The following is a 14,881-nucleotide window of genomic DNA, read 5'->3' on the forward strand; positions in this document are numbered from 1 at the left end:
CCCGTCAGTGCCGAATGGTCTTCCGTAAATACGTTGGCTACGCGGTACCCATTCCCGAAGCTGAGGCGCAGTATATTTTGCTCATTGGGGGTATTCCATTTATAATTGATGCGTGGCGTAAGGATGCTGCCATGGATAGAGTTATAGTCGTACCGGGCACCGAGCAGCAGTTTGTGGTTTTCGTTGAGCGAAATCTCGTCTTGGATAAACGCCCCCGGTAACCGGGTGTGCATGGGCCTGTTGATGGCTACGTCGGTATGGTCGGCCGTGGCAGGGGTATTGTCGTCATAATAGGTGTACCGGTAGGTCAGGCCGCCGAGCACGTCGTGGTTGCCGATCGACTTGTTCCAGACCAACTGGCCGAACCCGATGTACTGGTCGGCCAGGAAAGGGGTATTGCCATACACGCTGTTCTGCTTGTGGCCGTTCGTGCTGAACATGATCAGGATATGCTCCTTGACAGGGAGCTGGTAAGTACCAAAGGCTTCCCACCGGCTGGTGTAGATACTTTCACCATAAACCTCGTCGCCGCCGCGGTGTTCGCCAGCCCATCCCATCTCGCCACCCCATCGATCTTCATAAACATAGCGGGCCGCAAATGAAAAGACCCGGCCTTCGTTGCGTTCGACGTTCCATTTGTTAAACAGCGAAATACGATGCTGCAGTGTCACATCCGTAAAATTGTCGTTGTTATTGTCGATGGGGTTGTGATAGTTGAAATAACTCACGCCCAAGAGCGACTGCACCCGGTTGCCCACATGGAGTTTCGCGGCGAGGTCGGCGCTGATTTCGCCCCAGCCCGTGCCGAAGGCGTCTATGGCCAGTGTGGGTGAGGTACGGGGGTTTTTGGTGATGATGTTGATCAGGCCGCCCACCGCTTCGCTCCCATACAGGGTGGATGCGGGGCCCTTAACGATTTCCACCCGCTCGATCAGCGATTGGGGGATGCCGCTCAGGCCATACACGGTGGATAGGCCGCTGACGATCGGCATGCCGTCGATCAGCACCATCGTATAAGGGCCTTCGAGGCCATTGATGTGGATGTCGCCCGTGTTGCAGATGTTGCAATTGAGCTGCGGGCGCACGCCATTGATATTTTGCAACGCATCGAATACGGTGGATACCGGGTTCGACTTGAAAAACTTGGCGGTATAGACCTCTACCGGCACGGGGCTATCCAGTTTGGATACCTCTTTCATGGTGCCGGATACCACCACCTCATCCAACGAGGTGCCCATATCGAATAGTACCAGGTCTTTGTGTACGGGTGCCGTGCCGTTGGTCCGGATACGTACCGTGTAGGGCTGGTAGCCGACGTATTTGACTTCCAGTTCCCAGTTTCCTGCCGGCACGTCGGGTAGCACGAACCGGCCTGTACTATCGGCCGTGGTACCCATGTGGAGCGAAGGGATGGCCACGGTTGCCCAGGGGATGGCGTTGCCCGATTTGTTGGTGACGGAGCCTTGGATGGATGAGACGGATTGGGTATAGCCCAGCAGGGCAGTAAGCATCAGTACGAAACTGGCAATCAGGTGTTTTTTGTTCATAAGAAAATCAACTAGAAGAAAATGCAATGAAACAGCGGCCCAAACGGCCCCTGCCCATTAATAATCACATGAAGGATGTAAGCTAGTTGAAGTATGGCGGGGCACGGGAAGCGCGTTGATGGACGGCTGCCCGTTGAATATCCACTGTCTGGTGGGGGAGGTAAGCTACCGTAAGGGGCGTGATAATGGGGTGCACGTAGGTGTTGAAGTCCGTTTGCAAGAAGCGGCCCTGGAACAGTGCATCCAGTAAGTAGATTTCCGTTTCCGACTGGTGGTGGGGGTTGGTGGCGGGGTCGGTCTTGAGGTTATAAGGGTGTGTATGGATGACAATCCGCCCGTCGCGTGTCTTGTGCTTGTGCATGAAGACCGTGCCGCTCGCAACGATCAAACAGAACAACACCGCCTGGCATAGCGCGAGCCTCGTCCGTATGTCGTTCGTATTCCTTTTCACAACAGCGATTAATATCCACCGAAACCGGTGCCGTGAACAAAGGTAAGGAATAAAGTTTGACTAATCTAACATTTGTGCTAGATTAATCGGTTGTTCTCATTGGGAAATACCAATAACGGTTCATACGCTTTCGCTTCTTTCTGCTCCATCCATGCATACGAGATGATGATCACCACGTCGCCCACCTGCACCAGCCGCGCTGCCGCGCCGTTGAGGCAAACCACGCCGGATCCACGTTCGCCCTTGATGACATACGTTTCGAAGCGGGCACCGTTGTTGTTATTCACGATCTGCACCTTTTCGTTGGCAATGATGTTTGCCGCATCCATCAAATCCTCATCAATGGTAATGCTTCCCACATAATTGAGTTCGGCCTGCGTAACGCGTACCCGATGGATTTTGGATTTCAGTACCTCGATAACCATGGTACAAAGGTACGTAAAATTAAAATATTCCCTATTGGGTCGTGCTTCGCCTTCGGCGTCATCGCGAAAGAAGGATTATAAAAGCAAATTGTCGATCAGGCGGACGCCATCCACCCAGATGGCGGCTAGCGCCACCAGCTGTCCATTCCGAGATGTTTCGTCGGCGGCCTTGAAGCTTTCTGCTTGGTAAACCTCGAAATATTCCACTTGGATGCCAGGGCTACCTTCCAATACCCGGATGGCATCCGTGCGGAGCGCATCCATGCTTTTCCGATGCAGATCGGCCTGGGTTTGTTGCAAGGTGCGGTATAATTGCTGCGCTTGTTTGCGCCCTTCGGGGGTCAACCGTACATTCCGCGAGCTCATGGCCAATCCGCCCGGTTCCCGCACGGTCGGGCACAGCGCGAGGGTAAGGGGCAGCTTTAGTTTGTCTACCATATGCTCAACTACCTTATATTGTTGGAAATCTTTCTGTCCGAAACACGCCACATCGGGTCGCACCGCATCGAAGAGTTTCTTCAGGATTTGGGTAACCCCTTGGAAATGACCTGGTCGGTGCAGTCCTTCCAATACCTGTTCCAGATGGCCGAGGTCCAGGTGCCACCGTTCCGCCAGGCCATACATTTCGTCCACGGCAGGATGGAAGAGAAGGTCGCAATGGGCGCTTTGCAATAGGCTGATATCGTGCTCAATGGGCCGCGGATACTTTTCAAGGTCCTTCGGATCATTGAATTGGGTGGGGTTCACGAAAATGCTGCAAACCACGATATCGGCCAATTGCTTGGCTTGATTAACCAGCGCCAGGTGACCCTCATGCAGCGCTCCCATGGTGGGCACGAAGGCAATGCGGCACCCTTTGCTGCGATGCGGTTCGAGGAGCTGCCGTAATGAAATTTTGGTGTTAGCTATTTCCAACAAGTGAGTACTTTTTTTGTTTGGCAAAAATGATGATTTTTTGCCGGATATGCATGGTGGCTTGGTTAACTAATTGGTATGTTGACAAAAAATGCTTATCTTTGCGAACCGATTTTACTGTGCAAATAAAATAAAAAACAAATAATTGGAGATGTCAAAAACGAAGATTCTGTTTGTTACCCACGAGATGTCGCCTTTCCTCGAATTAAGTAAAATTTCAGAAATCACCCGTCAACTGCCTCAGGCGATGCAGGAGCGGGGTTATGAAATCCGGATCCTGATGCCGCGGTTTGGCAATATCAACGAGCGCCGTAACCGGTTGCATGAGGTCATTAGGCTGTCGGGGATGAACATTGTGGTGGATAACAACGACAATCCGCTGATCATCAAGGTTGCGTCTATTCCCTCGGCGCGTATGCAGGTGTATTTCCTGGATAACGAGGAGTATTTCCAACGCAAGCAGGTGTTCTGTGACGAGTGCGGTAAATTTTTTGAGGACAATAACGAGCGGACGGTGTTTTTCTGCAAAGGTGCATTGGAAACCGTGAAAAAACTAGGCTGGGCTCCTGACGTGGTGCATTGCCACGGTTGGATGAGTGCATTGATTCCGGCGTACATAAAAACAGCCTATAAAGATGATCCTACTTTTAAGGATGCCAAGGTGGTGTATTCCCTGTACAAGGAGGAGATCGATTTTTCATTGGGGAATGATTTTTCTGAAATCGCCCGTACGGGAGATATGACCGCTGATGACGTGGCGCCTTACGGTGATGGTGATTATGCCGGTTTATACAAAGGCGCACTAGCCTATTCCGATGGTGTTGTACTAACCGGCGATGACGTGGATAAACAACTGTTAAATATTGTTAAAAAGAGCGATATTCCGGTATTCGAGTTAGATGACCACCAAGAATTCGAAAATTATTGCAACCTTTACGAACAATTTTCAAGTGTAGAGCTTGAGACGGCAGTGGAAGCATAATTTCGAATTTAATTCTTTGCGAATGAGATATCATACCAAAGACTTATTAACCATGTTGATAAGTCTTTTTGTTTTAGGAGCTTGTACCAATCCATCGGGTATCGGGTTGGATGTCGATCCGGGGGATGAGTTGGTGGGTGTATTGACAGACACGCTCACCCTTGAGGCGGTGACGGTAGCCGACGACAGTGCGCGGTCTTCGTCTTTTGCGCAAACCACTTTCGGTTGGCTGGACGACCCGATTATTGGTAAAACCGTAGCGGATCTGGCCTTGGCCATCGGCCGGCCTACGACCGTGCCCCGTATACGGCTTGATGCCGAAATAGACTCCGTCATTCTGGTGTTACCTTATGGTACCGAATATTTCGGAGACACCCTTCGCCCCAATTTCACCCTTGAAGTACTGCAATTGGATGAGGCCTATACCGATGGCGAGTATGCTACCAAGCAGTGGGCAGTGAAAGAAGAGGTTATCGGCACCAAGACCGTTGGTCGTTTTGCGTATAAAGAGACAGATAGTGTCAGTATCATCACACACGTAGACGATAAAGACACTCTGTTAAAGGATATTCCCCAATTGCGTATTGCACTTTCGCCTGCATTTTTCAAGGAACTCCTCAGTGAGGCGGTAGACTCGGCGACATTATCGACCGAGGCAGGCTTCAACAACCATGTCAGGGGACTCTATCTGCGCGTCGCGGAAAGCGAGATGACGGGTGTGGGAGGATTGGTCACCTTCCAAGGGGTGGCCAACAAGACCGGTATCGAGCTCACCTACCGGCAGCCGAATGGCGAAGAAGGCGAAGACGCAGCCATCGATACGGTCCGTGCCTTCTTACCAACGACGGTGCAAGGAAACAGTGGCACTTTCCGGCGATTGACATCCAGTATCAAGCGGACGTATACAGCCGATGTACAGGCACAGTTGGATAATCCCGATGCCCCTTATGATGCGTTGTACCTGCAAGCGCCGGCGGGGCTCCGTACCCGCGTGCATATTCCTTATATAGACGAGCTGAAAGACCGTAACATCGCGATAAATAAGGCCGAACTGGTTTTATACACGTCCAACGATATACCCGGTGATGCGCTTGGTCTCCACGCACCCAGGCTCACGTTGTACCGCGAAGATATCGCCGGGCAGCGGCAACCCGTGCCCGATGGCGACTCGCGGACCAATGGGGGCAGTTTTGCCGGCGATACCCGTAGTCTATGGTACCGCTATGGCAATTGGCGCGCCTTTGGCGGCTCTATGGATGAGGACCAAAACCGGTACGTTTTCCACCTCACCTCCTATATCCAAGACATCCTACAAGGAAAGATCAACAGCAGCGAATTCTTCATCGCTCCGGCAGCGGTTTCCGATAATTCCGTGCCTTATTTCCCGGTATTGAATGCCGGTGGGCGTACCATTATCAACAATGCCGACGGTACCGAATGGAAGATGAAACTCAATATCTACTATACGCAGCGGTCTGTGGATTGATCCGTTGGTATAGCCTACATCATCATAAAAGAAAAGCGCCCTTCGATACAGAAAGGGCGCTTTTCTTTTGCTCCTGTGGTATTGTTGAATGCTGCGTCAGTTAGAAGATGCCCAGCACTTTCCTGTCGCCTTGTGCCCGTGCGCGATTGGCCGGGAATGTGGGTTTGGATTGCGTGTTCACCTCGGGCGAACCCACTAGCGTCATCGCACAGCGGAAGCCCGTCATCGCATTCGATTCATCTTGTTGCATGTAGCGGCGGGTAGCGGGGTTGAGCCAATAGGCACGGTCGTTCCACGAACCCCCTTTGTACACACGTGATTTATCGTTCACCAATGTGGTAACACCGTAGAGTTCGTCGTTGGTCTCATCGTCATAGCCGCGCACGTCATAATCAAAGGCAGCCTGCGCAGCAGAGTCGGGTGTGGCCGCCGCAGCCTGCAATTCTTCCCAAGTTTGTTTGCGGGGTGCCTTGGCCGGTACGCGGATAGGGCGGCCGTACTTGTCTTTCGCGATGACACCCGTTTCGGCGTCTTCGTACTGTTTATCCATATACACATTCCCGCGGAAGGGGTTGAAGTCTTGGAAGTCCTCAAACGACAGCTGCCGGTATACATCGCGTACCCACTCGTTTACGTTGCCTGCCATGTTGTAAAGGCCGTAATCGTTGGGTAGGTAGCTGGTAACGGATACGGTAATGTCGCCACCGTCGTTGAGGTAGCCTGCCACCCCCATATTGTCACCGCCGGTAGGCTTGAAATTGGCCATCATGAGTCCCTGGGTGCGCCTTTTGGCCGAGCGGACACCCAGTCCATTCCAAGGGTAAATCTTGCTGTTCTCGATATTGCCATATTCGGTGTTACCGACCAAACCCAACGCAGCGTATTCCCATTCCGCTTCCGTGGGGAGGCGATAAGGTTGTTTGAGCACGCCGTCTTCCATCCGGACGGGCCGACGTGCATCTTCTTCCGCACCGGGCGTATTGTCTTTTGGCATTTTCTCGCCATCTATCCCTTCCCCCCGGTATTGGCCGTTGAGGTAAATGTCCGTATTGAACGGATCGGCGGGTTGCGCCTGCGACTCAGCCAAGGTCTTGTAATCTACCAACGCGCCGCGTTGGCGCAGGATGTGTTCATTTACACGATCGGTACGCCAAATACAATAATCGTTGGCTTGTTCCCATGTTACCCCTACAACCGGGTAATCCTGGTAGGCCGGGTGGCGCAGGTAGAGATCTACATACGGTTCGTTATAGGAGAGTGGATGGCGCCACACCAGCGTATCTGGCAGTGCTCGGTAATAAAGTTCTTTATCGTCCGGGAAATTCTGGTTGAGCCAATGCAGGTATTCCAGCCAGTCCGCATTCGACACCTCCGTTTCGTCCATGTAAAAGGACGCTACCGTTACACGGCGTTTCAGGTTGTCGTGCGCATAGGTGATGTCTTCGTTGAGGCTACCACCCATCACGAACGTGCCACCCTCGATGACAATCAGTCCCGGTCCCGGTCCTTCCTTCACTTTTCTATTGATCTGTAGGCCACCATTATAAGGGTCGTTATATGCCACGCCCGTTTTCGGAGAAACCCCGCTTCTGTTTTTGCAAGAAACGAATAAGGTGCTGCAGAAAAAGAAGATAAGGAGGGGTGTAAAATACGTATTCGTTGTTCTCATTTGGTATATCGGAAAGACACGTTTCTTTTCTAAAGAATCAAAATTAAGTAAATTATTGGAGTTACCTGCAACTTAAATCACTTTTCAGCCGATCGTAACGGTTTAAATCGCGCAAAATCCATACCATTTGAGAATTTGAGCGTATTTGCCTATGTTTGGTGGTTTGCTGTTTGCGATTTGCACTTTGCTGTTTGCGATTTGTATAGATAAACAGCATAAAAGCAAACAGCATAAAAGCAAACGGCATAAAAGCAAAAGCATGAAAATTAAAGTAGGTTTCGGTTTTGATGTGCATCAATTGAAAGGAGGGCATCCGTTCATTTTGGGAGGGGTGGAGTTGGAACATCACGCCGGTGCATTCGGCCACTCGGATGCCGACGTGTTGGTACATGCCATTTGCGATGCCATACTCGGTGCGGCCAATCTGGAAGACATCGGCTACCATTTCCCCAACACCGACGAGCGCTGGCGCGGCATAAGCAGTCTGCTTCTGTTGCAGGAATGCATGAAATTGCTGGCAGCAAAAGGCTGGTCGCTGGGTAACATAGATGCCATGTTGTGTTTGGAAGCCCCGAAGATAAAGCCCTATATCCCCGCCATGAAGGCGCGCATCGCGGCAGCGGCTGGTATCACCGAAGACGATATCTCGATCAAGGCCACCACCAATGAAACCATGGGTTTTATTGGTCGGCAAGAGGGGGTGGTTGCCTATGCGGTGTGCCTCATCGAGCGTAGTTGACGGTTGTGAAAGCCTGCCGGCATCATACGGCCCTACCCCGGTACAGGATGGTTTCACCCCGGTACAGGATGGTTTCTCCTGGCCACAACATCGTTCTAAGTGCACACAACGTTATGTGAGGGCAACCCAGCACCGTGCCGAGCCTACCCGTACTTGTCCAGCCGCAGTCAAGGTTTGTAGCCACACCGTACAAGGTTGTCCCGCGTCGGTACAATGTTGTACCGACGCAAGATAACCTTGTAACGACGGGAGACGATGTTATCTTGGCTGCAAGTTGCATTGTGTCGGCTAGGTTCAACCTTGTAGCACTGCGAAACAAAACGGTTATGACTTAACCTAACATTGTGCCGGCTGCACATCGTCTTGTGTTGATGGGAGACGATACTGTTTCGTCGCGACCTGGTCTCCTACCCGCGCAAGATATCCCTGTGTTGCGCGAAAGTGATGCTGTCGTAATGCGACATGCTATCGTGGCGACGCCAGACAGGTTTGTGCCCGTACCTCACGACCTTATGTCGACGTATCACAACAGTGTGTTCTGTCGTCCGTCATCGATGAAAGCTTTTTTCGGGTATTGTTCCGTTTCTCAATGCGCCATACGCATTGTTATGCTTACGGCATCCATCGCGCGGTAATCGAACTCAGGTTAATAAATCATTGATCTACAATTTACCTTATGTTTACACGGCGAACCTACCTTTACAACGTAAAAAAACGCACGAACATGCGCGATTATCGAAAAGTTCTCTTATTATTGCACTAGCTAACTAAACGAAAGGCAAGTGATGCAATTCGAAACCAAAATGATGCCTTCCATTGATCCAATAGCTAATGAACCGGAACTACTCGCTAGGTTGAAGGCAGGAGATGATACGGCATTCGACCGCCTTTACCACCGATACGGCAACCGTATTTACGGCCGATTGCTCAAATTGACGAAATCTGTCGAAGTTTCTGAAGAATTGCTGCAGGATGTATTCATGAAAGTGTGGGAGCATCGGGAGCGGATCGACCCTGCGTTATCGTTCAAATCTTACCTTTTCCGGATTGCCGAACGCCTCATCAGCGATTACTATCGCCGCGCTGCCAAAGATCGCCATGTTTACGACCACCTGCTTCAAGTGGGGATGGCTCATGAACAACCTTTTGACGAAGAACGGGAGCATCAATTATACCAAAGAAAGCTGGATTGCCTGCAAGATGCATTAGGGCAGCTTCCGCGGAAATGCCGGGAAGTATATACGCTCTGCAAGATCGAGGGCAAAAGCTACCGGGAGGTCGCGTCGCAGCTCGATATGTCCACCGCAACCATTAGCAACCACATAACCAAGGCCAACAAACTGATCCGCTCGCATCTTAATATCCCCGCAACCGCAATCCTGATCCTTCAGTATTGCTTAGGGTAGTCGGAAATTTTCTTTCTGATTTATAGTTTGTTAGCATTGCTTTTTCCGGTTTGTCCGATTCGGGATAGTGATTTTGGAGGGAATCCGCGTATTAGCCTAGTAAAGTCTTTGTTTTGGAAAGAAAACCGCAATACGACAAACGTACGCTTTTCGGTAAGTTTTTAGACGGTCGTTGCAACGAGGAAGAGATGCGATGGCTGCTCGACTACTTTGCCGATGCGGAAACTGGCGATTTGGACAGGTTGGTCAGGCAGGCACTTGAAGAAGCCGCAACGGATGACGTAATTTCGCCGGAACGGAAAGCGATCCTGGATGGTGTGCACATGAGGTTGTCCGCAGCGATTGGAAACAGCCGGCAACCGGCAAGCCCACCCATCATCCGCCGTATATGGCCTTACGCGGCTGCCATCGTGGTTATGCTTTCGTTGGGTATCTATTGGCTCGGCACAGGGGAGGATACCCATTTGGTAAGCCGGTACGGCGACGATGTGCAACCGGGCACCAACCGCGCAACGTTGGCCTTTGCAGACGGGCGCTCGATCGATTTGAGCGAAACACAACAAGGGATTATCGTTGGCGAGGAGGTTACGTATCTCGATGGAAGCAGCGTTTCGGAATACGCCGGTAACCGGTCGACCATTGCCGAACAGCGACTCACCACCCCCAAAGGGGGTACGTATTCCGTTACCTTATCGGATGGCACGAAAGTCTGGCTCAACGCCGCATCAACGTTGCTATATCCCGCTCGGTTCTCGGGCGCGGAACGGATCGTAACCTTGGAGGGCGAAGCCTTTTTTGATGTCAAGCAACAGCTGCAGGGCACAGGTGATAATAAAAGGAAAATCCCATTCAAGGTAATCACCAACGGCCAAACGGTGGAAGTGCTCGGCACTACATTCGGTATCTCCGCTTACCCCAACGAAGAAACCAAAACCACGCTGGTAGAAGGTGCGGTGCGGCTTCACTCCGATGCCGGCGGATCAGTCGTGTCGCTGACGCCGGGCGAACAGGGCATATTGGCTGCCGGATCGATCGCCAAGCACGAAGTGAACGTTTCCACCCATACTGCATGGAAAGACGGTTTGATCGTGCTGAAGGGCGCAAGTGTTTCTACGGTCATCAAACAGATCGAACGATGGTATGACGTGGAGTTCGTCGGCGCAACCGGCCTGGCCGTTTCCGGAGCGTTATCGGGAGAACTGCCCCGCGGCATCCGACTCTCCGAAATACTGCAAGCCTTAGAGATGCATGTGGACGCTACATTCAAAATTGATGGAAGGAGGGTGTTCGTGGAAAGATAACATACTCCTTATTGTTGTAGAAAGCAGGAAGCCAGGAGTGGTTGCACACTCCCGGCTATGCTTGGCAACCATTTCAAATAATACTGGCTAAAGCATTTTTAACTATCACCAAACAATGCAAACTTAGACAAAATAGGTTAGAGTCGAAAGCCCATTTTGACGGCTGCTCATCGGGCCGCTAAGCAAGCATTGCACAACAGATGTATAAATGAAGAAAGATTTCCGAGCCAAGTCCAACGGGATTGGCCCATACCCATTAAATTTACTCATTGCCGTGAAGCTCACCATTGTTCTAACCGTTGTGTTTGCCTTACAGGCTACCGCCGGTGCCTTGGCGCAAAAAATAGACCTCGAGGTCAGCAACCAGTCGCTGGTCTCTGTGTTGCACCAGCTACGTAAGCAGAGCGGATATGCGTTTCTCTACAACGAAAAGGATCTGGCGCGGGCCATGCCGGTAACCTTGCGCGTAAAGAACAAGGATTTGAAAGAGGTACTACCCTTAGTATTTCAGGGACAGCCACTCACCTATGGGATGAAAGGAAGGGTGATATCCGTCATCGCCAAGCCGCGGCGACCGGTCATCCAACGGTCCGTGACAGGGAAAGTAACGGACGCATTCGATGACACACCCATCGCCGGCGTGAGCATTTCGATAGCCGGAACGGCAGGCGGAACAAAGACGGATACCGCCGGGGTGTATGAGTTGGTGGCAAACGAAGGCGATTCCCTCGTGTTCTCGTCTGTGGGTTATTTAACGCAGAAAATTGCCGTCGGCGACGTCCGGATCATCAACGTGCGGCTGTCGCAGGATACGGAATCGCTGGAAGAGGCCGTGGTCGTTGCATTTGGGAAGCAGGCAAAAGAAAGCGTGGTTTCATCGATTACGACGATAAACGTCAAAGATCTCAGAACGCCCTCGAGTAACTTAACCACAGCCCTTGCGGGGAGACTGGCCGGCATGGTGGCCTACCAATCGACAGGTGCTCCCGGCGAAGAAGATGCCCAGTTTTTCGTACGTAGTGTCACCTCCTTCGGTAGCGGGCTCACGGCACCTTTGATTTTGATCGACAACATCGAAGTGACATCAAGGGATCTGGCCCGGTTAAACCCGGATGATATCGCCAGCTTCTCTATTCTAAAGGATGCATCGGCAACGGCATTATACGGTGCCAGGGGAGCCAACGGCGTGGTATTGGTTACCACCAAGGAAGGCGAGGTAGGTAAGGTGAAAACATCGTTCCGTTACGAGACATCGCTTTCTACACCCACCGCAAAGGTGGATATCGCCGATCCGATTACTTTTATGGAATATTCCAATGTGGCGAGCATGACACGCCACGGGCAATTGACCTATCCGCAGAGCAAAATCGAATTCACCAAAGACCCGAACCGGAATCAGTATGTGTATCCGGCCGTCGACTGGAAAGATATGCTCACCCGGAACCATTCCCTAAACCAACGGGCGAATATCAACCTCACCGGCGGTGGGAATGCTGCGCAATATTACCTGGCGGGCTCGTTTTCGCACGACAACGGGATTTTACAGGTCGATCGGGCCAACCCGTTCAATACGAACATCGATCTGAAGAAGTATTCGGTACGGTCGAACGTGAACCTGAACTTAACGAAGTCGTTGGAAGCCAAGGTTCGGGTGAGTGCGAATTTCGATGATTATTCCGGGCCCATCGGCGAATCGGGCAGTGGCGGAGCCTATACGTATGGAAAGACGTTGCTGGCCAATCCGGTACTTTTTCCGGCTTACTATGCACCGGATGACGCAACGCAATACGTGGACCGCATCCTCTTCGGTAATTATACCGGCGACGACTATGGCGTGGGCTCACCCCAGTATATCAATCCGTATGCCGACGTGATGCGGGGGTATGAAGATGTACGGAACAACACCTTTTTGGCCCAGTTGGAGTTGCACCAGGACTTGGGTATGCTTACCGAAGGGTTGAAAGCCCGCTTCATCGGTAGCGTAACCCGGTATTCGGGTTTCAGTATCCAGCGGAGTTATAAGCCATATTACTACCAATACATCAAAGGAACGCATGATCCGGGAGCGGCATTCCCTTACGAACTTGCGGCGTTAAATCCGGAAGACGGCTCTGACCACATCGATTACACCGCTGGAAATAAATTCGTGCAAGCCCGTTATTATGCCGAAGGGGCCATGCTGTATAACCGCCGGTACCATCAGCGGCATGACGTGGGGGGGCTCTTGGTGGGCTCGGTGAAGGAAACAATGGATGGCAGTCCCAGTAATTTGGACTCGTCGCTCCCTTCACGGAATGTGGCGCTGGCCGGTCGTTTCACCTATGGTCTGGACCAGAAATATTTCGTCGAATTCAATTTCGGACTCAATGGTTCTGAGCGTTTCGATCCCCGGTTCCGTTGGGGTTTTTTCCCATCCATCGGCGTGGGGTGGCAGCTGTCTAAAGAGAAATTCTGGGCGGGATTGGAAGATGCTATCCCACTGCTGAAGATACGGGGAACTTATGGGTTGGTGGGTAACGACGTCATCGTATCGCAACAAGATCGTTTCTTTTTTACGTCCAACATCAACTTGAATGGACCGAACGCTGGATTCTTCGGGAATGACCCCGAGGCCACCTTCAGTCGGCCCACCATACAGATGCTGCGGTATGCAAACCCCCACATCACCTGGGAGGTCTCTTACAAAACCAACCTGGGTCTTGAACTGGGCTTGTTCAACAACGATCTCTCCCTCATTGCCGAGGTTTACCATGAAAACCGGACGAATATCGTGCAGGTGCGCCAGGATATCCCTTCCATCGTGGGGCTGACGGCCGGCGTGCGCACGAACTATGGTGAGGCAGTAGGCAGAGGGCTGGATTTGACGCTGAACTACAATAAGGCGTTCGCCAATTCGATGTGGTACATTATCCGGGGAAACTATACCTATGGCACGGCAAAGATAACCGTGTACGACGAATTGGACTATTCGGACGTGGCACCATGGCGGTCGGTGGTTGGACAAAAGGTTGGCCAGTCGCGGGGATATGTGGCCGAGCGCCTGTTCATCGACGATAATGAGGTGAGCAACTCGCCGATGCAGCAGGTGAACAGTGCTGGCGGCGAATACCAAGCGGGCGATATCAAGTACCGCGATATCAACGGCGATGGCGTCATCAATGAGTTCGATATCGTGCCGATGGGATACCCCACGAACCCTGAAATCCAATATGGTCTGGGAGCGTCTTTCGGTTACAAGAATTTCGACATCTCGGCATTCGTGCAGGGAGCTTCCCGCTTTTCATTTTTCCTCGATGCGGAATCGATGGCTCCCTTCGTGGAGGTGACCTCGGGCGGGCAGCGCGGAAACAGAGCCATGCTGAACTTCATTTCCGAAAGCCTGTGGACCGAAACCAATCGGGATGTTTATGCGGCATGGCCCCGGTTATCGCCCGATGTGGCGGGGGCCGCGATAGGCAATAACAACAATTTCGTGAAAAGCAATTACTGGATGCGTACCGCCGGCTACCTCCGACTCAAGTCGGTGGAAGCGGGTTATTCCCTTCCCGATGTGAAAGGTGTTTCGTGCCGGATCTATGCGAGCGGGACCAACTTGCTCACCCTTTCGGATTTCGACTTGTGGGACCCCGAAATGCGTGGGAATGGCTTGGCCTACCCGCTACAGAAAGTGTTTAACTTAGGGGTGCAGATCAACTTTTAATCGAAAAAAATAAGAATGACGATGAAAAAATTACGCTATCTATTGACTTGCTCCTTCTTGTTCACGCTTGCGGGATGCAATCAATATCTGGATATCCTGCCTGACGACAAACCGGTGTTGGCTGATGCCTTCAAAGATCGGTACAATGCAGAAAAATACCTGTTCACTTGTTATGGCAGCCTGCCAGATTTCGCTAATCCATACACGACTCTCGGCCTTTCTGGGGGCGGGGATATCCTATACGATCCGCGAAACATGCC

12 protein-coding genes and 1 pseudogene are annotated in these 14,881 nt (G+C 51.7%); 7 read left to right on the plus strand and 6 right to left on the minus strand.

Annotated features, from left to right (window positions below):
* The 4 genes from ACO1NT_RS10775 to panC all read right to left on the minus strand — a co-directional run.
* On the minus strand, nucleotides 1-1,547 hold a 1,547-nt coding region (locus ACO1NT_RS10775; protein WP_449048633.1), incomplete at its 3' end, for a TonB-dependent receptor.
* Nucleotides 1,548-1,629: 82 nt separating this feature from the next.
* Complete coding sequence (locus ACO1NT_RS10780; protein ID WP_449048634.1) at nucleotides 1,630-1,998, minus strand: hypothetical protein; 369 nt, start codon at nucleotides 1,996-1,998, stop codon at nucleotides 1,630-1,632.
* A gap of 77 nt (nucleotides 1,999-2,075) precedes the next feature.
* Complete coding sequence (gene panD / locus ACO1NT_RS10785) at nucleotides 2,076-2,423, minus strand: aspartate 1-decarboxylase (RefSeq protein ID WP_449048635.1); 348 nt, start codon at nucleotides 2,421-2,423, stop codon at nucleotides 2,076-2,078.
* A 75-nt stretch (nucleotides 2,424-2,498) separates the two neighbouring features.
* Nucleotides 2,499-3,338, minus strand: a complete 840-nt coding sequence (panC, locus tag ACO1NT_RS10790) for a pantoate--beta-alanine ligase (protein ID WP_449048636.1) — start codon at nucleotides 3,336-3,338, stop codon at nucleotides 2,499-2,501.
* A gap of 151 nt (nucleotides 3,339-3,489) precedes the next feature.
* Here panC and ACO1NT_RS10795 point away from each other — a divergent pair, with 151 nt between their 5' ends.
* Entirely contained in the window at nucleotides 3,490-4,320 is an 831-nt protein-coding gene (locus ACO1NT_RS10795) for a glycogen/starch synthase (protein ID WP_449048637.1), read from the plus strand.
* A 52-nt stretch (nucleotides 4,321-4,372) separates the two neighbouring features.
* Entirely contained in the window at nucleotides 4,373-5,806 is a 1,434-nt protein-coding gene (locus ACO1NT_RS10800) for a DUF4270 family protein (RefSeq protein ID WP_449048638.1), read from the plus strand.
* Between the two features lie 100 nt (nucleotides 5,807-5,906).
* On the opposite strand, the gene ACO1NT_RS10805 is transcribed toward ACO1NT_RS10800, so the two are convergent.
* Nucleotides 5,907-7,475, minus strand: coding sequence for an SUMF1/EgtB/PvdO family nonheme iron enzyme (locus tag ACO1NT_RS10805; protein WP_449048639.1), 1,569 nt, complete (start codon nucleotides 7,473-7,475; stop codon nucleotides 5,907-5,909).
* 259 nt (nucleotides 7,476-7,734) lie between these two features.
* Between ACO1NT_RS10805 and ispF the strand changes: the two genes are divergently transcribed.
* Nucleotides 7,735-8,214, plus strand: a complete 480-nt coding sequence (gene ispF / locus ACO1NT_RS10810) for a 2-C-methyl-D-erythritol 2,4-cyclodiphosphate synthase (protein WP_449048640.1) — start codon at nucleotides 7,735-7,737, stop codon at nucleotides 8,212-8,214.
* A 22-nt stretch (nucleotides 8,215-8,236) separates the two neighbouring features.
* Here the strand turns inward: ispF and ACO1NT_RS10815 are convergent, their stop codons facing one another.
* On the minus strand, nucleotides 8,237-8,398 hold the full coding sequence (locus ACO1NT_RS10815; protein WP_449048641.1) for a hypothetical protein: 162 nt from the start codon (nucleotides 8,396-8,398) through the stop codon (nucleotides 8,237-8,239).
* 601 nt (nucleotides 8,399-8,999) lie between these two features.
* Here ACO1NT_RS10815 and ACO1NT_RS10820 point away from each other — a divergent pair.
* The 4 genes and pseudogenes from ACO1NT_RS10820 to ACO1NT_RS10835 all read left to right on the plus strand — a co-directional run.
* On the plus strand, nucleotides 9,000-9,620 hold the full coding sequence (locus ACO1NT_RS10820; protein WP_449048644.1) for an RNA polymerase sigma factor: 621 nt from the start codon (nucleotides 9,000-9,002) through the stop codon (nucleotides 9,618-9,620).
* Between the two features lie 113 nt (nucleotides 9,621-9,733).
* On the plus strand, nucleotides 9,734-10,921 hold the full coding sequence (locus tag ACO1NT_RS10825; protein ID WP_449048642.1) for a FecR family protein: 1,188 nt from the start codon (nucleotides 9,734-9,736) through the stop codon (nucleotides 10,919-10,921).
* Nucleotides 10,922-11,129: 208 nt separating this feature from the next.
* Nucleotides 11,130-14,621, plus strand: a complete 3,492-nt coding sequence (locus tag ACO1NT_RS10830) for a TonB-dependent receptor (protein WP_449048643.1) — start codon at nucleotides 11,130-11,132, stop codon at nucleotides 14,619-14,621.
* 21 nt (nucleotides 14,622-14,642) lie between these two features.
* Nucleotides 14,643-14,881, plus strand: a pseudogene (locus tag ACO1NT_RS10835) (hypothetical protein); the annotation flags it as partial.

The sequence above is a fragment of the Parapedobacter sp. genome (assembly GCF_053550995.1).